20 protein-coding genes are annotated in these 21,349 nt (G+C 71.6%); 6 read left to right on the top strand and 14 right to left on the bottom strand.

Going from position 1 to position 21,349, the window contains the following annotated elements; genetic code table 11:
* Positions 1 to 52: 52 nt before the first annotated feature.
* On the bottom strand, positions 53 to 499 hold the full coding sequence (locus EJG53_RS36785) for an ArsR/SmtB family transcription factor (RefSeq protein ID WP_244955488.1): 447 nt from the start codon (positions 497 to 499) through the stop codon (positions 53 to 55).
* Between the two features lie 99 nt (positions 500 to 598).
* Between EJG53_RS36785 and EJG53_RS36780 the strand changes: the two genes are divergently transcribed.
* From EJG53_RS36780 to lnt, 4 genes are all read left to right on the top strand, one after another.
* Entirely contained in the window at positions 599 to 2,767 is a 2,169-nt protein-coding gene (locus EJG53_RS36780; protein ID WP_125048500.1) for a heavy metal translocating P-type ATPase, read from the top strand.
* Positions 2,768 to 3,103: 336 nt separating this feature from the next.
* Positions 3,104 to 5,020: an ABC transporter ATP-binding protein gene (locus EJG53_RS36775; RefSeq protein ID WP_125048499.1), complete on the top strand. Its 1,917-nt coding sequence runs from the start codon at positions 3,104 to 3,106 to the stop codon at positions 5,018 to 5,020.
* Positions 5,021 to 5,122: 102 nt separating this feature from the next.
* The gene (locus EJG53_RS36770; RefSeq protein WP_125048498.1) at positions 5,123 to 5,641 is read left to right on the top strand and encodes a nuclear transport factor 2 family protein; all 519 of its coding nucleotides are present in this window, start codon (positions 5,123 to 5,125) and stop codon (positions 5,639 to 5,641) included.
* An 83-nt stretch (positions 5,642 to 5,724) separates the two neighbouring features.
* Entirely contained in the window at positions 5,725 to 7,299 is a 1,575-nt protein-coding gene (gene lnt, locus EJG53_RS36765; RefSeq protein ID WP_125048497.1) for an apolipoprotein N-acyltransferase, read from the top strand.
* On the opposite strand, the gene EJG53_RS36760 is transcribed toward lnt, so the two are convergent.
* Positions 7,290 to 8,039, bottom strand: a complete 750-nt coding sequence (locus EJG53_RS36760; RefSeq protein WP_125048496.1) for an SDR family NAD(P)-dependent oxidoreductase — start codon at positions 8,037 to 8,039, stop codon at positions 7,290 to 7,292. The genes lnt and EJG53_RS36760 overlap by 10 nt on opposite strands.
* A 94-nt stretch (positions 8,040 to 8,133) precedes the next feature.
* On the opposite strand from EJG53_RS36760, the gene EJG53_RS36755 reads away from it, so the two are divergent.
* A complete protein-coding gene (locus EJG53_RS36755; RefSeq protein ID WP_125048495.1) occupies positions 8,134 to 8,742 on the top strand; it encodes a TetR/AcrR family transcriptional regulator in 609 nt (202 codons plus the stop codon).
* A gap of 137 nt (positions 8,743 to 8,879) precedes the next feature.
* Here the strand turns inward: EJG53_RS36755 and EJG53_RS36750 are convergent, their stop codons facing one another.
* Entirely contained in the window at positions 8,880 to 9,785 is a 906-nt protein-coding gene (locus tag EJG53_RS36750; RefSeq protein ID WP_174856507.1) for a Gfo/Idh/MocA family protein, read from the bottom strand.
* Positions 9,786 to 10,116: 331 nt separating this feature from the next.
* On the opposite strand from EJG53_RS36750, the gene EJG53_RS36745 reads away from it, so the two are divergent.
* On the top strand, positions 10,117 to 10,611 hold the full coding sequence (locus tag EJG53_RS36745; protein ID WP_125048493.1) for a hypothetical protein: 495 nt from the start codon (positions 10,117 to 10,119) through the stop codon (positions 10,609 to 10,611).
* Here the strand turns inward: EJG53_RS36745 and EJG53_RS36740 are convergent.
* The 11 genes from EJG53_RS36740 to EJG53_RS36685 all read right to left on the bottom strand — a co-directional run bounded on the left by EJG53_RS36740 (position 10,599) and on the right by EJG53_RS36685 (position 21,258).
* The gene (locus EJG53_RS36740; RefSeq protein WP_244955487.1) at positions 10,599 to 11,228 is read right to left on the bottom strand and encodes a hypothetical protein; all 630 of its coding nucleotides are present in this window, start codon (positions 11,226 to 11,228) and stop codon (positions 10,599 to 10,601) included. The two genes, EJG53_RS36745 and EJG53_RS36740, sit on opposite strands and share 13 nt — an antisense overlap.
* A gap of 109 nt (positions 11,229 to 11,337) precedes the next feature.
* Positions 11,338 to 12,015: a uracil-DNA glycosylase gene (locus EJG53_RS36735; protein ID WP_125048492.1), complete on the bottom strand. Its 678-nt coding sequence runs from the start codon at positions 12,013 to 12,015 to the stop codon at positions 11,338 to 11,340.
* 144 nt (positions 12,016 to 12,159) lie between these two features.
* Positions 12,160 to 13,125 (bottom strand): aldo/keto reductase, encoded by a 966-nt coding sequence (locus EJG53_RS36730; protein ID WP_125048491.1) that lies wholly within the window; start codon positions 13,123 to 13,125, stop codon positions 12,160 to 12,162.
* Between the two features lie 227 nt (positions 13,126 to 13,352).
* The gene (locus EJG53_RS36725) at positions 13,353 to 14,123 is read right to left on the bottom strand and encodes an SDR family oxidoreductase (RefSeq protein WP_031006146.1); all 771 of its coding nucleotides are present in this window, start codon (positions 14,121 to 14,123) and stop codon (positions 13,353 to 13,355) included.
* A 17-nt stretch (positions 14,124 to 14,140) separates the two neighbouring features.
* Positions 14,141 to 14,902: a 3-oxoacyl-ACP reductase FabG gene (gene fabG / locus EJG53_RS36720; protein ID WP_125048490.1), complete on the bottom strand. Its 762-nt coding sequence runs from the start codon at positions 14,900 to 14,902 to the stop codon at positions 14,141 to 14,143.
* A 189-nt stretch (positions 14,903 to 15,091) separates the two neighbouring features.
* A complete protein-coding gene (locus EJG53_RS36715) occupies positions 15,092 to 15,487 on the bottom strand; it encodes a DUF3037 domain-containing protein (RefSeq protein ID WP_125048489.1) in 396 nt (131 codons plus the stop codon).
* On the bottom strand, positions 15,484 to 16,308 hold the full coding sequence (locus tag EJG53_RS36710; protein ID WP_125048488.1) for a HipA family kinase: 825 nt from the start codon (positions 16,306 to 16,308) through the stop codon (positions 15,484 to 15,486). Before EJG53_RS36710 ends, EJG53_RS36715 begins: the two co-directional genes overlap by 4 nt.
* 166 nt (positions 16,309 to 16,474) lie before the next feature.
* Positions 16,475 to 17,713 (bottom strand): tyrosine-type recombinase/integrase, encoded by a 1,239-nt coding sequence (locus EJG53_RS36705; protein WP_174856506.1) that lies wholly within the window; start codon positions 17,711 to 17,713, stop codon positions 16,475 to 16,477.
* A gap of 40 nt (positions 17,714 to 17,753) precedes the next feature.
* Positions 17,754 to 18,074, bottom strand: coding sequence for a helix-turn-helix transcriptional regulator (locus tag EJG53_RS43485; protein WP_267958746.1), 321 nt, complete (start codon positions 18,072 to 18,074; stop codon positions 17,754 to 17,756).
* A gap of 986 nt (positions 18,075 to 19,060) precedes the next feature.
* Positions 19,061 to 20,056: a hypothetical protein gene (locus EJG53_RS36695; protein ID WP_154806427.1), complete on the bottom strand. Its 996-nt coding sequence runs from the start codon at positions 20,054 to 20,056 to the stop codon at positions 19,061 to 19,063.
* Between the two features lie 443 nt (positions 20,057 to 20,499).
* Complete coding sequence (locus tag EJG53_RS36685; protein ID WP_244955486.1) at positions 20,500 to 21,258, bottom strand: site-specific integrase; 759 nt, start codon at positions 21,256 to 21,258, stop codon at positions 20,500 to 20,502.
* Between the last annotated feature and the right edge of the window lie 91 nt (positions 21,259 to 21,349).

The raw sequence follows: 21,349 nt of genomic DNA, 5'->3' as shown, positions 1-21,349 counted from the left end.
CGGGCCGCGGGCGGAGTCGGTGACTTGGTCAGCGGCCGAGTCGGTGGCTCGGTCAGCGGCTGACGCGCTTCCTCGCGGCTCCGGTCCTGGCTTCGGCTTCGGTCCCCACCTCGGCCTCGGGGCTGTCGGTGTCCTCGGCTTCTGCCGTGTCGGGCAGGTCCCGCGCGCCGAGCCGCAGGTGCTCGATGTGGTAGACGGCCTCGTCGAGAAGCTGGGCGACGTGTGTGTCGTACAGGCTGTAGACGATCCGGCGGCCCTGCCGCGACCCGGTGACCAGGCCGAGCGCCCGGAGCAGCCGTAGCTGGTGGGAGACCGCCGACTGCTCCATGCCGACCGCCTCGGCCAGCTCGCCCACCGGGCAGGGGCCCTGGCGGAGGCGGGTGAGGATCATCAGCCGCGAGGGGGTGGCCAGCGCCTGGAGCGTGGCGGCGATGGTCGCGGCCGCATCAGCGTCCAGGTGTGCTGCCGGTGTGGTCCTGCCGTCGACTCCGTGTCCCATATGCCTCATCGTATCTTCGGTAATACTTGAAGACATCTTCATGTGTTCGGTTATGGTGTCCGGGTTCCGTCCCCGCACCCTCCCCGCACCGAGGTACCGATGACGCCCACGTCCCGTCCCGGCCGTACGCAGCAGCCGCCGGCCACCACCGCAACCGCGCCGCCGACCGGCCGACCGTCTCCCGCCTCGCCTCCGGCCGCACCACCTGCCGCGCCCCCGACGGTCCCCACTCCCCCGCCCCGCCCACGCCGCACCCGCCTCTCCGCGCTCCCGGAGGTGCGCTGGGCGGCCCTCTCCGCCCTCGCGTTCCTGCTCGCCTTCCCCCTCGACCTGGCGGGCGCCCCGGCGTGGGCGTGGGGGCCGCTCTACGCGGTGTGTTACGCGGCCGGCGGCTGGGAACCCGGTCTCGCGGGCCTCCAGGCGCTGCGCGAACGCACCCTCGACGTCGATCTGCTGATGGTCGTCGCGGCGGTCGGCGCCGCGGGGATCGGTCAGTTCCTCGACGGCGGCCTGCTGATCGTGATCTTCGCGGTCTCCGGCGCTCTGGAGGCCCTGGCCACCCGGCGCACGGAGGACTCCGTGCGCGGCCTGCTCGACCTCGCGCCCTCCACCGCCGTACGGCTGACGGCCGACGGCCGGGAAGAGACCGTCGAGGCGGCCGCACTGCGGGTGGGTGACACGGTCCTCGTACGCCCCGGAGAGCGGCTGCCCGCCGACGGTACGGTGCTGGTCGGGGCGAGCGAGGTGGACCAGGCCACCATCACCGGCGAGCCGCTGCCGGTGGACAAGGGCCCGGACGACGAGGTGTTCGCGGGGACGCTGAACGGCACCGGCGCGCTGCGGGTACGGGTCGGCAAGGACGCCACCGAGTGGGCGATCGCCCGCATCGTGGCCATGGTCGAGGAAGCCGGCCGGACGAAGGCGCCCACCCAGGTGTTCATCGAGAAGGTGGAACAGCGGTACTCCGCCGCGGTGGTCGCTGTGACCCTCACCCTGTTCGCGGTGCCGCTGTTCTTCGGCGCGGACTTCACCACCACCCTGCTGCGGGCCATGACCTTCATGATCGTGGCGTCGCCGTGCGCGGTCGTGCTGGCCACCATGCCCCCGCTGCTGTCCGCGATCGCCACCGCGGGGCGGCACGGCGTCCTGGTCAAGTCGGCTGCGGCGATGGAGGGCCTGGGGGCGGTGACACGGGTCGCGTTGGACAAGACCGGCACGCTCACCGAGGGCGCGCCGCGCGTCGCCGGGATGCGTCGGCTGGACGGCAGCGGTACGGACGAGGCGCGCGCCCTCACGCTCGCCGCGGCGGCGGAGCAGTCCAGCGAACACCCGATCGCCCGAGCGGTGGTCGGGGCCGCGCGAGAGCGGGGGCTGCGCATGCCCAGCGCGTACGAGTTCTCGTCCACGCCGGGGCGGGGCGTGCGCGCCGTCGTCGAGGGGCGCACCGTACGGGTCGGCAGCCCGACCGCGCTTCTGAGCGCGGGGGTGTCGGGGAGCGAGGAAGGGCTCGCGGAGGAACAGTTGCGCGGGGCGCGCGCCGTCGCGTCGGAGATCGAGGCTGCCGGGCAGACAGCGGTGGCTGTTCTCGTGAACGGCCGGCCCGTCGCCGTACTGGCCCTCACCGACCGGCTGCGCCCCGGCGCCCCCGAAGCCGTGGCCCGGCTCCACCGCCTGACGGGAGCTGAAACGAGCCTCGGACAGGGAGCTGAAGCCGGAACCGGCGTCGAAACCGGAACCGGCGCTGAAGCCGGACCGGCACCCGAAGCCGGCGTCACCCTGCTGACCGGAGACAACGTCCGCGCCGCCCGCCGTACGGCCGAGGAGTGCGGCATCACGGACGTACGGGCCGGACTGCTGCCGCAGGACAAGGTGGCCGCGGTCCGTGCCTGGCAGGACGCCGGGGCGAAGGTGCTCATGATCGGCGACGGGGTGAACGACGCGCCCGCACTGGCCGCCGCGCACAGCGGCGTCGCCATGGGCCGGGTGGGTTCCGACCTGGCGCTGGAGACGGCCGACGCGGTGGTGGTGCGCGACGAGACCGGGGCGGTGCCGACGGTCGTCGCTCTCTCCCGCCGGGCGCGCCGGCTGGTGGTGCAGAACCTCGTCATCGCGTCCGTGTGCATCGGCGCGCTGGTCACCTGGGACCTCGCCGGGCACCTGCCGCTGCCGCTGGGCGTGCTCGGGCACGAGGGATCGACCGTCCTGGTCGGCCTCAACGGGCTACGGCTGCTGCGCGCGGCGGCATGGCGGCGCGCAGCGGACGCCTGAGGCGGGCGGCGAGCGTTGGGCGACGGGCGCCTGAGGCGGGCGGCGGACATGGGGGCCTTAAGGCAGGTGGCAGACACCTGAGGCGGGCGGCAGGCGCAGAAGCCCGCCGCCCGCCGCCCGCCGCCCGAAACCCACACCCCCACCCCACGCCCGCGCACCCCCAGCGCGCACCCCCTCCCGCACGCCGCCCCGCACCCCACCTCCCCCGACTCCCGGCGCGCCGACAAGGGAATCCCTTGACCTCAACATTGGTTGAGGTCATAGCTTCGGGCATGTCGCCGGTCACCACGGCCCGCGATCGACCACGTGCCGACCACGCCGCCCCGGAGGACCGCGATGGACATGGAAGTCACCGCCTGGCACTCACTGCACAGTGCCTCTTACGCGCAGCAGGGCAAGCGGGCCTTCTCCCGCGCCACCCTGCGGCGCGTCGTCGCCTTCGCCCGGCCGCACCGGCGCCCGCTGACCTGGTTCCTGCTGCTGAGCACGGTGACCGCCGTACTGGCGGTGGCCACCCCGCTGCTCGCCGGCCGGGTGGTCGACGCCATCGTCGGCGGCGAGGCGGCCGCCACGGTACTCGGCCTCTCCGGGCTGATCGCCGCCATCGCGCTGGCGGAGGCGGGGCTCGGCCTGCTGACCCGGTGGCTGTCGGCGAGCCTGGGCGAAGGGCTGATCCTCGATCTGCGCACCACCGTCTACGACCACGTGCAGCGGATGCCGGTCGCCTTCTTCACCCGTACGCGGACGGGTGCCCTGGTCAGCCGTCTGAACAACGATGTGATCGGCGCGCAGCGGGCGTTCAGCGACACGCTGTCCAGTGTGGTCGGCAACATCGTGACGCTGCTGCTGACGCTCGCGGTGATGCTGAGCCTGTCGTGGCAGATCACGCTGATCGCGCTGGTGCTGCTGCCGGTGTTCGTGCTGCCCGCGCGCCGCGTCGGCCGCCGACTGGCCGGGCTGCGCCGGGAGGCGTCCGACCACAACGCCGCGATGGGTACGCAGATGACCGAGCGGTTCTCCGCGCCGGGCGCCACCCTCGTCAAGCTGTTCGGCCGCCCGGCCCGGGAGTCCGCCGAGTTCGCCGCGCGGGCCCGGCGGGTGCGGGACATCGGGGTCCGTACCGCGATGGTCCAGACGTACTTCGTCACCGCGCTCACCCTGGTCTCCGCCCTCGCCCTGGCCGTCGTCTACGGCCTCGGCGGCTTCCTGGCGCTGCGCGGCCACCTGGAAACCGGCGCGATCGTCTCGCTGGCCCTGCTGCTGACCCGGCTGTACGCGCCGCTGACGGCCCTGTCCGGCGCGCACACCGAGGTGATGAGCGCGCTGGTCAGCTTCGAGCGGGTCTTCGAGGTGCTCGACCTGAAGCCGCTGATCGAGCAGAAGCCGGACGCCCGCGCGGTGCCGGACGGGCCGGTCTCGGTGGAGTTCGACTCCGTACGCTTCGGCTACCCGGCGGCCGACAAGGTCTCCCTCGCCTCCCTCGAAGAGGTGGCGACCCTCGACACGCGGGGCGGCGCCGAGGTGCTGCACGACATCTCCTTCCGCGCGGAACCGGGCCAGATGGTCGCCCTGGTCGGCTCCTCGGGCGCGGGCAAGTCGACGATCGCGCAGTTGCTGCCGCGGCTGTACGACGTGGACACCGGCGCGGTGCGGCTCGCCGGCGTGGACGTACGCGACCTGACGGCCGACTCGATCCGCGACACCCTCGGCATGGTGACCCAGGACGGGCACCTCTTCCACGACACGATCCGCGAGAACCTGCTGCTGGCCAGGCCCTCGGCGGCCGAGGACGAACTGTGGGACGCGCTGCGCCGGGCCCGCCTGGACGGTCTGATCGCCTCGCTGCCCGACGGCCTGGACACGGTGGTCGGCGAGCGCGGCTACCGGCTCTCCGGCGGAGAACGGCAGCGCCTGACCATCGCCCGTCTGCTGCTGGCCCGGCCGCGTGTGGTGATCCTGGACGAGGCCACCGCCCATCTGGACAACACCTCCGAGGCCGCGGTGCAGGAGGCCCTGGCCGAGGCGCTGGAAGGCCGTACGTCCGTGGTCATCGCGCACCGCCTGTCGACCGTACGGGCCGCCGACCTGATCCTGGTGGTCGAGGACGGCCGGATCGTGCAGCGCGGTACCCACGAGGCGCTGCTCGCGGCGGGCGGGCGCTACGAGGAGCTGTACCGCACCCAGTTCGAGCAGGCGCAGACCTCGGCCGAACGGGCGGCGAACGGAGCGGCGGCACCGGCCTCGGCCCACTGACCGGCAGACCACCCGCCCGCGTGGGCCCCGCCTCCGGGTGGGGCCCACGGCCGTACGCGCCCCGGTCTTGGCGGGGACGCACGCATGCCGAACACTGAGGCGATGACCCAGCGTGCGGAACACACCACTGTCATGGACCGCCTCGCCATCGACGACCTGGTCACCGGCTACGCGATCGCCGTGGACGACGGCGACTGGACCGCCTACCGGGCGCTGTTCGTCCCCGAGGGGCGCGTCGACTACCGCTCGGCGGGCGGCATCGCGGGCAGCGTCACCGATGTCGCGGACTGGCTGGCCGAGATGCTGCGGCGCTTCCCGGTACGCCAGCATCTGATCGTCAACCGGCGGATCGGCATCGAACTGCGCGACGGCGGCGCGCCCGGCGACACGGCCACCGTGCAGGCGGACTACCTCAACCCGATGCATCTCGCGGGCCCGCACGACGCGCCGCCCGGCACGGCCGCCGGCCCGCACGGCGCGCACGCCGGCGCGTCGGCCGCCCCGAACTACACCTGCGCGGGCCGCTACGCCTTCGCCGCCCGCCGTGCCACCGAGGGCTGGCGGCTGAGTGAGGTCGTCGTCCACGAGAAGTGGCGGCAGTTGGTCCCGGCGCGGGGCTGACGGACCGCGCCCGCCTGCTGTCCATGATCGGCCGACGCGCGCACACTGGGTGCTGCGGTCCGACGTCCGACGGAGGGAGCGGTATGCGGGAGGCGGCCGGCTGGTGGGAGAAGGCGCTCGCGTCGCCTTGGGGGCGCGGTGCCGCCGCAGTCGCGGCCGGGGCACTGCCCGCGTTGGCGTTTCCGGCGCCGGCCCTGTGGTGGCTGGCGTACGTCGCCCTCGCCCCATGGCTCCTGCTGGCGCGCTCGGCCCGTACGAACCGCCGGGCGACGCTGGACGGCTGGCTCGGCGGCGCCGGATTCATGCTGGCGGTGCACCACTGGCTGCTGCCGAGTCTGCACGTCTTCATCCTCGTCCTGGCGGCGCTGCTCGGGCTGTTGTGGGCGCCCTGGGGCGTACTCGTACGGCACTTGCTGCACGGCGCGCCGGGCGTGCGCCGGTGTGCGGCAGCCCTCGTTCTCGTACCGTCCGGCTGGCTGATGGTCGAACTGGTCAGGTCCTGGGAGTACTTGGGTGGGCCTTGGGGGCTGCTGGGAGCCAGCCAGTGGCAGGTGCCGCCCGCCCTGCGGCTCGCGTCCATCGGCGGGGTGTGGCTGCTGAGCCTGGTCATCGTGGCCGTCAACACCGCGCTCGCCGTGCTCGTCGCCCTGCCGCGCGCCCGCGTACCGGCCGTGGCGGGCCTCCTCGTCTGCGCGGTCGGCGGCGGCGCGGCATGGCTGTGGGCGCCGGTGCCACGGGGCGCGGGCAGCGTCCGTATCGGCGTCGTCCAGCCGGGCGAAGTCGTGGGCGCCGAAGCGCGGATAGCGCGCGGCGAGGCGCTGACCCGTTCGCTCGCCGGGCGTGGCGTCCAGCTCGTGGTCTGGGGCGAGAGCAGCGTCAACCGCGACCTGACCCGCAGCCCGGCCATGGCGGCCCGGCTCGCCGCGCTCTCCCAGGACGTGGGCGCCGACCTCCTGGTGAACGTCGACGGGCGGCACGCCGGCCAACCCGGCATCTACAAGAGTTCCGTCCTGGTCGGCCCGCACGGCGCGACCGGCCACCGCTACGACAAGATGCGGCTGGTCCCCTTCGGCGAGTACATCCCGCTCCGCTCCGTACTGGGGTGGGCGACGCACGTCGGCAAGGCCGCCGATCAGAACCGTATGCGCGGCACCCGGCAGGTACTGATGCCCGTCGGCTCGGCGGGCGAACTGCGGGTGGGGCCGCTGGTGTGCTTCGAGTCGGCGTTCCCGGACATGAGCCGCCAACTGGTGCGCGACGGCGCAAAGCTGCTGGTCGCACAGTCCTCCACGTCGACCTTCCAGGAGAGCTGGGCGCCCGCGCAGCACGCCTCGCTGGCCGCGCTGCGCGCCGCCGAGACCTGGCGGCCGATGGCGCACGCCACCTTGACCGGCGTCAGCGCGGTGTACGGGCCGCGTGGGGAGCCGGTGGGCGACCGGCTCGGCACCGAGCGCGGCGCGGCAGCCGTGTACGACGTCCCCCTGGCCGAGGGCACCAGCCCGTACGTGCGTCTCGGTGACTGGGCGTTGTACGGAGCGATGGTGGCGCTCGGCGTGTACGCGGTGGCGAAGGGGCCACGCGCGCTCGTTTCACGCCGGGGCGCGCGCCGGGACGGGACAGCCGATGACTGCCGCCGGGAAAAGAAGCGTCAGATCTGATTCTCCCCACCGTCGACATAGAGGTTGGCGCCGAGGACGTAGCTGCTCTGCCCGGAGGCGAGGAAGGCGACCGCCGCGGCGACCTCCTCCGGGCGCCCCATCCGGCCCATCGCGACGCCTGCGGCGAGGTTCGCCCGGACGCCGGGTGCGTGCTCCTCGCCGAACAGGTCCGTGATACCGGTGGTGTCGATCGGGCCCGGCGAGACGGCGTTGACCCGGATGCCGCGGCCCTTCAGTTCGTTGGCCCAGGTGCGGGCGAAGGACCGGACGGCAGCCTTGGAGGCCGCGAACACACCGAACGCCTCCGTGCCGTTGCCGGCCGCGGTGGAGGCGTTCAGGATCACCGAGGCGCCGTCGTTGAGCAGCGGCAGCGCCTTCTGCACGGTGAACAGGGTGCCCCGCACGTTGACCGCGAAGGTCCGCTCGATCTGTTCCTCGGTGACCTGCTCCAGTGTCGCGAGCGAGGCGGTCGCCGCGTTCGCGAAGACCACGTCCAGTCCCTGGCCCCGGGCGCGGACCGCGTCGTAGAGGCGGTCCAGGTCGGCCAGGTTCGTGATGTCACCCGCCACGGCGGTGACCCGTGTCGCGCCGATGGTCTGCACGGCCGCGTCCAGTTCGACCTTGCGCCGGCCGATGATGAACACGTGCGCACCCTCGTCCGCCAGCCGTACGGCGCCGGCCAGGCCGATCCCTGTGTGCCCGCCGGTGATCACGGCGGTCTTACCTTCGAGCTGTCCCATGGGGATGACCTCCACAGAGTTCCGTACCGATCGATACGGAACGGGAAGGTAACACATCTGCACCGCCCGGTACGGAAGAGGTAGGATCGCCTGCATGGAGACGCGACAGAAAGGGCAGATCGGCCGGCCGAGGGGCTTCGACGCCGACGCGGCGCTCGAACAGGCCATGCGGGTCTTCTGGGAACAGGGCTACGAGGGCGCCAGCCTCACCGACCTCACCAACGCCATGGGCATCACCCGTACCAGCATGTACGCGGCCTTCGGCAACAAGGAGGATCTGTTCCACAAGGCGCTGGAGCGCTACTCCGAAGGCCCCGCCTCGTACGGAGCCCGGGCACTGCAAGAGCCGACCGCCCGGCAGGTGGCCACCGCGTTCCTCAACGGCTCCGTCCGGACCACCACCCAGCCCGATTGCCCCTCCGGATGCCTGGGCGTGCAAGCGTCCCTTGCCGCCGGCGCCCCGGGACGCAACGCCCGTGACGCCCTCGTCGCCTGGCGCGAAGAGGGTATTGCCCAGCTCCGCGACCGGTTCCGGCAGGCCGTGGCCGAAGGCGACCTGCCGCCCGACGCCGATCCCGGGCTGCTCGCCCGCTACATCATGACCGTCGCCAACGGCATCGCCGTCCAGGCCGCCGGCGGCGCCACCCGCGACGATCTCCAACAGGTGGCCGACATGGCGCTGCGCGCCTGGCCGCCTGCCTGACGGCGCGGACGGCGCGGACGGCGCGGACGGCGCGGACGGCGCGGACGGCGCGGACGGCGCGGACGGCCTGACAGTACGTGGCGCAATCGGCCACCAACGCCACAAAAGCGCTGGTCACAGCCTCCAGGCGCGCGGCCTCACGCCGCCTGCGCCAGCGCCTCGCGGATCACCCGCTCGCACAGCTCATGCGTACGCAGCGCGTCCTCGGCCGAGACGAACCGGCCCGCCCGCACATCGTCCAGGAACGCGAGCGCGATCTGCTCGATGCCGCGCTGCCGGGCCACCGGCACCCAGTCGCCGCGCCGCCGCACGCTCGGCTGCCCCTTGTGGTCGATGATTTCGGCGAGGTTGACGACCTGGCGCTTGGTGTCCTGGCCCGACACGTCGAGGATCTCCTCGGCGGACCCGCTGAGGCGGTTCATGCTGCCGATGGCGCTGAAGCCGTCGCCGGAGAGGTGCAGCACCACGTGGTGCATCAGCCCGTCCTGGATCTTCGCCCGCACGTCGACGTGATCTATGGTGCCGGGCGCCAGGAACCGCAGCGTGTCGACCACATGGATGAAGTCGTCCAGCACCAGCGACCGCGGGTCCTCCGGCAGGCCGACCCGGTTCTTCTGCATCAGGATCAGGTCACGGGGGTGCTCCAGGCACTGCGCGTAGCCCGGCGCGAAGCGGCGGTTGAAGCCCACCGCCAGGCTGACGCCGCGCTCCTCGGCGAGCCGCACGATGCGCTCGGTCTCGGCCAGCTCGTAGGCGATCGGCTTGTCGACATAGGTCGGCACCCCGGCCTCGACGAGGCGGCCGACGATCTCCGGGTGCGCGGTGGTGGGCGCGTGCACGAACGCCGCGTCCAGACCGGCGGCGAGCAGCCCGTCCAGGTCGGTGTGGCACTGGCCGGCCGGCAGGCGATACGTTCCGGCGACCCGTTCCAGGGTGGCCGGGGTACGGGTCTGGAGGTGCAGCTCGACACCGGGCTGCGCGCCGAGCACCGGCAGATACGCCTTCTGTGCGATGTCGCCGAGTCCGATGCAGCCGACCTTCACGCGTACTCCCTGGGTTGCGCCGCCGCGGGCCGCCTGCGCGGACCGGCGCGCCGGACGTGCCGATGATGCCGCCCGCCCCGATGCCGTACGGTCATCGCGCCGGGCCCGCCGGTGGTGTGCCCGGCGCCCCGGAAGCATACGTGCCGTCCGGCGCACGGCGGCCTCCCCGGTCCCCGCCGTCGGACACCCGGCGCCCGGCGCAGTCCGTACGCATGCCCGGCTGGTGGCCCGCCCGGCCGCTCGCCCGCAGCCGACGCGAGGTCAACACCGTCCGTCACGTTCACCCCTGCGGGGCCTTCCCAACGGCGGCCGGGGTAGGCAGAGTTGGCCGGTGTTCCGTATTCCCGCAGCGGCGCTCCTCATGCTGACGACGGCGGCGACGGCGGCCGTCACCACCGGCTGTGTCACCGTCGCCCACCGGCCGGCCCCCGAGAGTCTCCAGCCGCGCCCCGCGCTGCCCGCCCCTTCCGTCGAGCCCAACGGGCCGGAGGTCAGCCGGCCCCCGGCGCGCGAGCGGCCGAGGACGCCGCCCGGAACCGCCGCGCAGCGCTCCGCGCCCGCCCTGCCTCCCGCGCCAGGAGCCCAGCGGCCGCAACGGTCGGAATCCGCGGCAACGGACAAGAGGAAGAAGAAGGGCGTCGGCCGGGGTGCCCGGGCCAAGCCCAAGGCTCCCGGTTCCCGCCGCTACGGTCCACCGTGGCCGCGCGCCGAGCACCGCCGCCCGGCCGCCCCGGCTCCCGGCCTGTGCAAGCTGGCGCGTGAATTCGGACGCTGGCAGGACGACGACCGGGCCGACACCGTCTGCCGCGACGTCTACGGCGACTGATCTCCCCCACCGCCCGCACCACCCGTCCCCCCTACGCCTCCCGAGCCCTCTGCATCTCCCGTACCGTCCGCCCCCTCACCGCCCGGCCCGTCGGCCTCCCCTCCCCCACCGTCCCCGCCCGAACCGGCGATCCGGTCCCCCAGCCGTTCGATCGCCTGGCGCACGCCGCGGCCGTACTCGTCGTCGGCCAGCGGAGCCGCCGTCCGCCGGGCCCGGTCCAGTTCGGCGCGGGCCTCGCCGGGGCGGTGCAGGGCGGCGTAGTCGGCGGCGAGGCTCAGATGGAGGGAGGGCAGCAGCGCCGCCACCGCCGGAACGGACCGCGACGGCGGCGCCCGCCGCTCCCCGTCCCGGCCCGTCGGCCCTGCCTTCGCCTGCCGCGCCGATTCGAGCGCGGTGAGGTCCCAGTCCAGCTCGTCGGCCGGATCGTCCTGCGTGTCGGCGAGGTAGTGGGCGAGCGTGCAGCGGTGGAACGGGTCGCCGTCCGGACCGATCTCGGCCCAGAGCCGGGCCAGGCGGTTGCGGGCCTCTTCCCGGTCGCCGCCCCGGTGCAGCATGACCGCCTGCCCGATGCGGGTCAGGACGACATCGCCGCCGGCCCTCGCACGCTGATCGTCCACCACCGCACTCTCCCGCCCTCGTCCGCGCCATGTCCGGCCTGCCTGTCCCGACGCTAACCGGCGCCCGGCCGTACCGCGCGGTGTGCGCGGCACGCCGCGGCCGCCCGGCTCAGCCCAGGTCGGGGATCCGCCAGTCGATCGGGGTGTGGCCCTGCGCGGCGACGGCCTCGTTTATCCGGGTGAAGGGCCGGGAGCCGAAGAACTTCTTCGCGGACAGCGGAGAGGGGTGCGCGCCCTCCACCACCGCGTGCCGCGCCGTGTCGATCAGCGGCAGCTTCTTCTTGGCGTAGTTGCCCCAGAGCACGAACACCACCGGGTCGGGTCGGGCGACGACCGCCTTGATCACCGCGTCGGTGAACTTCTCCCAACCCTTGCCCTTGTGGGAGTTGGCCTCGCCCGCCCGGACCGTCAGCACCGCGTTCAGCAGGAGCACACCCTGGCGGGCCCAGGGCATCAAGTACCCGTTGTCCGGGACCGGGTGGCCCAGCTCCTCCTTCATCTCCTTGTAGATGTTGCGCAGCGACGGCGGCGTCTTGACGCCGGGCCGCACGGAGAAGCACAGCCCGTGCCCCTGCCCCTCGCCGTGGTACGGGTCCTGCCCCAGGATCATCACCTTGACCTGGTCGTACGGGGTGGCGTCGAGGGCCGCGAAGACCTCCTCGCGGGGCGGGTAGACCGGCCCCTTCGCCCGCTCCCGCTCGACGAACTCGGTGAGCTCCTTGAAGTAGGGCTTCTCCAACTCCTCGCCGAGGACGCCGCGCCAGGACTCGGGCAGCATGTCGGTCATCACTGAGCAACCTCCGGTGTGCGATCCGTTCTCGGCAATGAACTTACCGGCGACCACTGACAACGCCCGCGCGCCCGCCCTCCGCCCGCCCCGCGCCCGGCTCCCGCCCTGGCCCCGTCCGGCTCCTGCCCGCCCCGCGTCCGCTCACGCCGTGTCGAGCCGCGCCCGCTGCGCCGCGTCCAGTCGCAGATCCAGCGCCGCCAGGCACTCGTCCAACTGTGTCACCGAACTCACACCGAGGACGGGTACGACCGGCACCCGGCCACCCGTCAGCCAGGCCAGCACCACCTGGTTCACGGTGGCCCCGGCCTCCGCCGCGACCTCCTGGGCGACCCGCAGCCGCGCCACCGACCCGGGGTGGTCGTACCGTTCGGGCAGCGGCTTCTCCGGCCGCGCGTACCCGCCGTGCATCAGCGTCGAGTAGCCGAGCAGCGTCAGGTCGTCGTGCGCGGCGGCGTAGTCGAGCAGTTCCTCATCAGTTTCCCGCTGGAGGCCGGACTCTGCCTCATACCGGGGCCGCAGATAGGTGTGCCGCTGCTGTACGGCGCGGAAGCCGGGCAGGTTCCGCGCACCCGCGATGTGGCGGGCCTCGGCGAGCCGCCATGTGGCGTGGTTGCTGGCCCCGAGGACGCCCACGACGCCGTCCCGCACCAGGCCGGCGAGCGCCCCGACGGTCTCCTCCAGGGCTACGGTCCGGTCTTCGACGTGGGCGTAGTACAGGTCCACGCGGTCGGTGCCGAGCCGCCGCAGACTGCCGTCGACGGCGTTCCGTACGGTCTTCTCGCCCAGCCCTTCCCGGTTGGCGGGCCACTCGGGGCCGCGGGACGGGTCGGGGCGGGCACCGGCCTTGGTGGCCAGCACCGTACGGTCCCTGGCGCCCCGGCTGCGCAGCCAGCGCCCGAGCAGCAGCTCGCTCTCGTCGCCGGTCGCGCCAGGCACCCAGCAGGCGTAGTTGTTGGCGGTGTCCAGGAAGGTGCCGCCCGCCTCGGCGAAGCGGTCGAGGATGGCGAACGAGGTGGGTTCGTCCACGGTGGTGCCGAACGGCAGGGTGCCCAGGCACAGGGTGCTGATCGTGGGCCCGGTACTGCCGCCGAGGGTGCGGTAGCGCATGTGGGTCTCCTTCGGGAGGCGCGTCGCGGGTCCGTACACGTACGCCCCGTATGCGTACGCACGGCCCGGAACGGCTGCGATGCCGGTCCCCAACCGGACCGGCACCGCAGACCCTGCCTCTTGGAGTGCACATCAACGCAAGCGCCGTCGGAGCTTCCGCGCGCAGGCGCGCACCCCCGCACGCGCTTGCCGCTCGCGCGCCCCGACCGCCTACCCTTGCGCCGCCCTCACACGCCCGCGTTGAGGAACAGCCCGCCGTCGACCTGGAGCGTCTGCCCCGTGACCCAACCGGCGGCGTCGGACAGCAGGAACGCCGCCGCGCCCCCGATGTCCTCCGGGACGCCGAGGCGCCCCATCGGGTAGCCCGCCGCCGCCTCCTCCTCGCGGTTCTCGTACAGCGCGGCCGCGAACTTGGTCTTGACCACCGCGGGGGCGATGGAGTTGACCCGTACCGCCGGCGCGAACTCGTGCGCGAGCTGGAACGTCAGGTTGATCATCGCGGCCTTGCTCATGCCGTACGCGCCGATGAAGGGCGAGGCGGAGACACCGGCGATGGAGGCGATGTTGACGATCGCGCCGCCGTTGTCCTTCTGCCACGCGTGCCAGGTGCGCTGTGCGAAGCCCAGCGCGGAGACGACGTTGGTCTCGAACACCTTGCGGGCCACGTTCAGGTCGAGGTCCGCGATCGGGCCGAAGACCGGATTCGTACCGGCGTTGTTGACGAGGTAGTCGACGCGGCCGAACGCCTCCATGGCGCGCTCGACGGCGACGCCCTGGTGGGCCTCGTCGTGCGCCTTGCCCGCGACGCCGATGACGCGGTCGGCGCCCAGCGACTCGACGGCCTCCTTGAGGGCGTCCTCGTTGCGGCCGGTGATGCAGACCTTGTCGCCGCGCGCCACGAGCGCCCGCGCGATGCCGTACCCGATGCCCCGGCTGGCGCCGGTGACCAGCGCCGCCTTGCCGGAGAGCGGGGGCAGCGGCTTGTCCTGTGCGGTCATGTCCGTCGCCTCCGGCGTCAGTTGAGCGGTCCGCCGGCGACGTACAGGACCTGGCCGGAGACAAAGCCGGCCGCCTCGCCCGTGAAGAAGGCGATGGCGTTGGCGATGTCCTCGGGCCGGCCGACGCGCTGGACGGGGATCTGGGTGGCGGCCGCGGCCTGGAAGTCCTCGAAGCCCATGCCGACGCGCTCGGCGGTGGCGGCGGTCATGTCGGTGACGATGAATCCAGGGGCGACTGCGTTGGCGGTGACGCCGAACTTGCCCAGTTCGAAGGCGAGGGTCTTGGTGAAGCCCTGCAGGCCGGCCTTGGCGGCCGAGTAGTTGGCCTGGCCGCGGTTGCCGAGCGCCGAGCTGGAGGAGAGGTTGACGATCCGGCCGAACTTGGCGTCGACCATGTACTTCTGGCAGGCGCGCGACATCAGGAACGCGCCCCGCAGATGCACGTTCATGACGGTGTCCCAGTCGCTGTCGCTCATCTTGTACAGCAGGTTGTCACGGAGGACGCCCGCGTTGTTGACCAGCACGGTCGGCGCGCCCAGTTCCGCCGCGACCCGCGCGACCGCCGCCTCCACCTGCTCCGCGTCCGAGACGTCGCAGCCCACGGCGAGCGCCCTGCCACCGGCCGCGGTGATCTTCTCGACGGTGTCCTTGCAGGCCGCCTCGTCCAGGTCGAGGACGGCGACGGCGCGGCCCTCGGCGGCCAGGCGTACGGCGGTGGCCGCGCCGATGCCGCGGGCCGCGCCCGTCACGACGGCTACGCGCTGCTCGGTGGTGGACATGCGGGGTTCTCCTCACCCTCGAAACCTCGACAAGCGGTCCGCCGCACCGCAACCGCAGGTGAGCAACCGCTTAGTAGCTTCAGCAGGGGTGACGCTAGAAGCCCGGCCACCCCCTGTCAACGCCTCCCCGGCGCGCCCGCGCGCTTCAGGGCGGCCGCCGGGCCCCTTACGGGCCGGCGGCCGTCCCGCTCACCTCACCAACAGGTCGAGCAGCCGCTCCGCCTCCCCGGACGGGTCCACGGTCAGCCCGGTGTGCACCGGGCCGGGCTGGACGACGGTGCTGCGCGGTGCGATCAGCCACCGGAAGCGCCGCCCCGCGTCGTCACCCGCAGCCTGCCCGGCCCGCTCGCCGCCCAAGCAGATCCCCTCGACGGCACGCAGCGCCGCTTTGACGCCCTCGACGTCTGCCGTCGCGTCGAGCGCCCGCAGCCGTCCCTCGTCCAGATGCGTACGCGCCTCGACGAAGCGCCAGGCGCGGCAGTACACGACCACCCCCGCATTGATCATTTCGCCGCGCTCGACCCTCGGTACGACCTTGAGCAGGGCGTACTCGAACACGTCGCGTCCGTTGTGCAGGCCGCTCACTTCACTGCCCTCCGCGGCAACTCGGTCGCCAGCCAGCCCGGCACCCGGGAGGGCCCGTCCTTGGTGGGTTCCCCGATGCTGATCCGCTCACCGATCACCGGCGCGCGGCCCAGCAGGGCTCGTACGTACGCGGCGCGCAGCGCGTCGGGCGAGTCGAAACCGGGCTCGCCCGCCAGCCACTCGTCCGGCACCGCGGCCGTCACCTCGGTCAGCAGCTCCTCGGTGACCAGCGGCGCGAACTCGGCCGCCGCGGCCTCGATGTCCGGCCCGAAGCTCGCCAGCACGTGGTCGGAGGCGTCGTACGGCTTGGCCGCCGACTTCTCGGCGGTGGGCCAGTTGTGCTGCCAGATCATCGTGGCGCCGTGGTCGATCAGCCACAGCTCACCGTGCCAGACCAGCAGATTCGGGTTGCGCCACGACCGGTCCACGTTGTTGATCAGCGCGTCGAACCACACCACCCGGCCCGCCTCACGCGCGGACACCTCGAAGGCCAGCGGGTCGAACCCGAGCGCCCCCGGCAGATAGTCCATCCCCAGGTTCAGCCCGCCACTGGCCTTCAGCAGCTCCTGCACCTCCTGGTCGGGCTCGCCCATCCCGATCACCGGATCGAGCTGCATCCGCACCAGCTCCGGCACCCGCAGCCCGAGCCGGCGCCCCAGCTCCCCGCAGACGACCTCGGCGACCAGGGTCTTGCGCCCCTGCCCCGCCCCGGTGAACTTCATGACATACGTACCGAGATCGTCGGCCTCGACGATCCCCGGAAGCGACCCGCCTTCACGCAAGGGCGTGACATAGCGGGTCGCGATGACTTCGGACAACATGCGGATCAGGCTACTTCCTGGGCTTCGTCGCAGGTCAGCGACGTGCGGGTGAGGTCGCACGCCGGTTTCGATGCAATCATATCGGTGCGGGCGCATCGAATCCTCTCCGGTCGCCGCCTTCACCCAAGGAGGCCCGCGAAGGGGCGTGGGGAGAATTTGGGGAGTTTCAATCGTCAACCACAGCTTCCGCCGGGGCACCGAGCAGCCCGTCGATAGCCCTACGCCCCCGCCCGCCGGCCTCCGGCATGAAGTGAGCATAGTGACTCAGCGTGATCACCGAGGACGAGTGGCCCAGCCACCTGGCCAAGGTCACCACCGACTCGCCGGCCTCAAGCACGACCGACGCGTAGGTATGCCTCAGCACATGAAAGCCGTCCCGGTGCGCAGCCTTCCACTGCCACGGCTTCGCACCCGCAGGCCGCGGAGGGATGATCCCGACGCGCGCCAGCGCGGGCTTCCACACGTAGGTGTTGTACGTGTTCACCGCGATGGCATTGCCGAACCTGGTCGTGAGCAGCAGCGAAACCGTCCTCGTCGGCTTACCAGGTTCACCCCATGGCAGCTCCACCTCCACCGCTGGATACTTCCTCGAATGTTCCCTCAGCTCACAGGCGACAGAGGAAGGCATGTCCGCAACACGCGTCTTACCGCCCTTCGGGAGGGCGAAGTAGAGGCGCCCGCAAAACGTCTGAACTTGCCTCCTCACATAGAGGACGCCTTTTTCATAGTCGATGTCATCGGGACTCAGCCCGAACACCTCGCCCTGCCGCAGACCGCACCCTACGCCGAGAACCACCGTTATCCGGTAACGGTCGCTTATGGTGTCCCGCATCTGGCGAGCCGTTTCCATGGGCCATGCTTCGCGTCTCACATCGTCAGCTTTGGGCCAGCGAACCGATTTTGCCCGCATGGGGTTGCGGATCAATCGCTTGTCGTCGATGGCCGTCTCGAAGATGTTGGACAGGGCGCCGAGGATCCCTCGCGCGTACTGCGGCGAACAGGCTTTCTCGAGATCGGCGATGTAGGCGCGAAGCCGAGCAGCGGTCACATCCCTCAGCGGAACTTCACCCAGGTACGGGAGGACATGAAGCAACACCTTCCTGCTCTGGTTCTGCCGGGTCTTGACAGAGCCAGACATGCCGGGGAACCAGAAGCGCTGCACGTAGTCCGCAAGCAGAATCGATCCGTCACGGGGGTCAACGAACTCCCCACGCTCTTGATCGGTGCTGGATCGCCGAAGCCACGCCTTCGCGTCCTCCAGCGTTTCGAACGACCTGTCCCGCACTCCCGGAATCCCCGAGACCCTGTAACGGGAGCCCTTGCCGTAACGGCTGGTGCGCTCCCTCTTCCCGGTGACAGGGTCCTTCTTTTTCTTGATCCAGCGGTCTTCTACGTACCCAGCCAAAAAATTCCTCGATGCAACCAAAGAAGAGGGTGTACATGTGTCATGTTCCGGTTGCGCCGCTGGGACGCGACGCTGGCGGTGCACTCACGGGGCTCAGTGAAGTGTTGGAGCGCGAGTCGGCCAGCTCTTGTTCTCTGACCCAGGCGTCAAGCGCTTCCAATCGATACATCACACGACCACGGGCGCCCATACGAAAGCTCGGCGGCCCTTGCCGACGGTGTCGCCACACATAGAGCGTGTTCGGCGACAGACCGAGGTACTCTGCCGCTTCCTTGAGGTTCAGGAACGCTCTTTGTGCGGCACCTGTCGGACCGAGGACGGAAACGGCAGCGGGCGGGGAAGACAATGAGTTTGCAGTCACAGAGGCTTTCAAGCGCTGGGAGGACGGCGGGCAGCGACGCCGAGGCTTTGGGACTCGACGTTGTTCGCGTCCGTCTGGCTCCACTGCTAAGCGCAGCCAGTTGCGGACTGCTTTGAGTGTCCGGACGATCCCCGGCTTCCCTAACCGGGGATCGTCGGCTATGTTGCATTCCTTCGCCGCCGAGAGGCGCTCTCACCCACCGTCGGCGGCTACACCCAGCAGGTTTCTCAAGTGCCGGATTTCCGCCTTCTCTTCGACCAGCGGACCCGTCTTGCGACGGCATCCGAGGCCCATAGTGTCGTTGCCCCGTCCGGCCAACCCAGTCGTGGTCCTCGCGTCACTTGCCTTCAGAGCGCAGGCAGCTGGGAGAGTCATCCGAACAGGTCGGAGAGTGCCAGGTCGACAGAACAGACTCCTCACTTGTCGCCCGGCGAGCTGTTGTTGAGCCCTGTTCCTCCGGGGGTGTTATACGTTCACATAGCCCTGGAGCAGGTTCCAGTCCTTTGCAGTTCTTTCTCGTCTGCCGTGGGCGAATAGGCTGGCCGATAGCCCGCGCGGTGCGAGCGGAAAGCACAAAGGCGCGGCACCTACGCCCTCACAGACGTGCGGGCGCTGATCAGCACCGCGTTGCGGGCGAGACCAGCACAGCGATGCCTCCTCGGTGGCACACGTGCAGCAGTCCGTCTCACTCAGCTTCCAGTGCTTCGTTCACCGTGCGGTGGTGACCGCGTTTTCCAGGCGCTCGCGAAGGGCGCTGATGTCGCTGCTGCTCGCGTGCGGCTCGGTCTCCTCATGGAGTTCGCTGAGCCGGTCGGCGATGCGGGTGCTGTGCAGGCCCTCGGCGATGGTGAGGGCAGTGGTGGCCTCCTGGCAGGCCCCGGCCAGTTCTCCGACGGCCAGGTGGGTGCGGGCGAGGCCGATGTGGTCGAACGCGCGGGAGCGTACGCGGCCGCCGGGCCGCAGCCGCAGGGCGTTCGTCAGCAGCGTCAGAGACTGCTCGGCGCGGCGGGCGCGCTGGTGACCGGGGGTCTGCTTGGCAGCGATCTGGTGGGCGACGCCGAGCGTGGCCGACAGTTCCGCCTCATCGAAGAACGCGGTGTGCGGCGGCTCGTCACCGGGACGGATGCGGGTGAAGGCGTCTTCGGCTTCCTGGGCCGCCCGCTGGCTCTCCTCCAAGTCGCCGCACTGGCACTGAACCGCGAGTGCAGCGCGGCGAGGACCGCGCGGGTGCCGGGGCTGACGTGCCGGCGTGCCCCGTACTGGGCCAGGGCGATGAGTTCGAGGGCGTCCTCGACATGCCCCAGGTGGGACATCTGCCGGGCCATGCACTGGAGGATGTGCGCGCCGAGCTGCCGGTCTCCGCCTTCGCTGGCGGCGTGCACCGCGGTGACGAACAGGCGCTGTGCGCTGACGTGTGCTCCGGCGTCGAAGCTCATCCAGCTGGCGACGCTGCCCAGGTCGGCGACGGCGCGGAAGAGGCGGCGCCCGGTGGCTTCGGTGTAGGAGGCGGTGGCGAGCAGGTCGTTGATCTCGCTCATCTGGGCCACGACCGCCCGGCGGGAGAGCACGCCGCCGTGCCGGTTGTCCGCGTCCCGGAAGGCGGCGGTCAGTGTCTCGATCGATTCGACCTGTGCGGTGCCCAGCCGGCCGGTGCGCGGCGCGTTCGGCAGGCTGGTGGGTTTGGCGGACGGCCAGCGGCGCAGCGGCTCCAGGAGGGCGTCGGCGGCGCGGATCTGAGCGGCGTCGTCGCTGGTGCGGGTGTGCGGCAGCATCAGGTCACTCCGGGTCAGGTGGGCGATGGCGGCGATGGTGGCGGTGTGCTGCCACGGCAGGTCGGCGCCGCAGCTGGGCGGCTGCAGCGGTCCCGGCAGGCCCACGTCCGCCGGGGTCAGGGGCAGGGCCAGCCGGGCACCGAGCACCGAGCACCGGGCACCGAGCACCGAGCACCGAGCACCGAGCACCGAGCACCGAGCACCGAGCACCGAGCACCTGGGCGATGATCTGCGGCACGGGCTGTCGCGGGCACTCCCCGCCGCGCCAGCGCCGTACCCGGCTCTCGTCCGGATTGATGTCCCGGTGCCCTGCGGCCCGCGCCCCCGCGGTCACCGCCTGGGCGAGCTGGGCGTTGGAGAGCTGGGCCCGTTCCATGAAGTGGCTCAGGAATGCGTTGGGCAACCGTTTCCCGGCCTGTCCCATCCTCGGGCCCTTCCGTCGCATTACCGACCGAACCTTCCGAGCGTACGCAGACCGCCGCCCGGCCGGAACAACGCAAGCCGGTTCGCCGGTGTTTCGCCGGTCGGCACGCCGGGACACGCCGCGGCGTCAGCCTCCGTTCGCCGCGCTTCACCGGCTTCGCCCGGTCAGGTGGCTGTGGTGCCGTGGTGATGACGCCCCGGGGCTGCGGTTCCGGAGCCTGGCGTTCGGATCACAGCGAGAGGCCCCCATGGAACTTCCGTTCATCGTGGTCGATCAGCTCACCCCGCAGCAGGAACGCGACCGGCACTCCTACTTCGGCACCGGCCCGCCGGTTGCCGTCGTCGAAGCGGCGTCCGGCACGGCCCTTGGTGATGGTGGTGAACACCAGCGCGTCCCGGTCGAGGCGGTGGATGAAGCGGGCGAGGACCTCCAGGACATGGGGCGGCAGCGGGACTTCCCGTCGGCTCCTGGAGCTCTTGGGGTACTCCTTGATGCCGCTTTTGGTATTGGCCTCCACCACGAACAGGCGTGAGCGGCGCTGGTCGATGCGGTGGCGGTGCAGCCCGGAGAGTTCGCCCCAGCGCAGGCCGGTGTAGAAGCCGAGCAGGCACATCATTTTCCAGGGGGCAGGAAGTTCGTCGAGGATGCTCTGCGCCTGGTCGAGGGTGAACCACTGGGGCGGCTTGACCGCGATCTGGGGCAGATCGATTCTGCGGCACGGGCTCACTGCTATCGCGTCGTCGTCGACAGCTGCACGCATGATGGACGACATCAGGTTGTAGGCCCGCTGGATCGCGGCCGCCCCCGTGCTGTTCTCGGCCAGGGTACGGATCCAGCTTTGGATGTCCATGCGGGTGATGGCCCGCATCTCCCAGTCGGCCCAGTAGGGCAGAACGTGGTTCTTGATACTGGAGGCGTCACCGCGCAGGGTGTATGGCTCGACGATGCGGGCGTTCCACCAGCGGTCGTGCCATTCGCGGAATGACATTTCACCGACCCGAGGATCTCGAAGAGCCCCGCGGGTGAACTGCGTCTCCATCTCGGTGCCCCAAGCGCGCCTGCGCCTTGAGGGGAAAGGT

This window comes from Streptomyces chrestomyceticus JCM 4735, assembly GCF_003865135.1.
GTDB lineage: Bacteria > Actinomycetota > Actinomycetes > Streptomycetales > Streptomycetaceae > Streptomyces > Streptomyces chrestomyceticus.
Note: the sequence above shows the minus strand (reverse complement) of the source record. Positions and strands in the feature narration are given on the sequence as shown.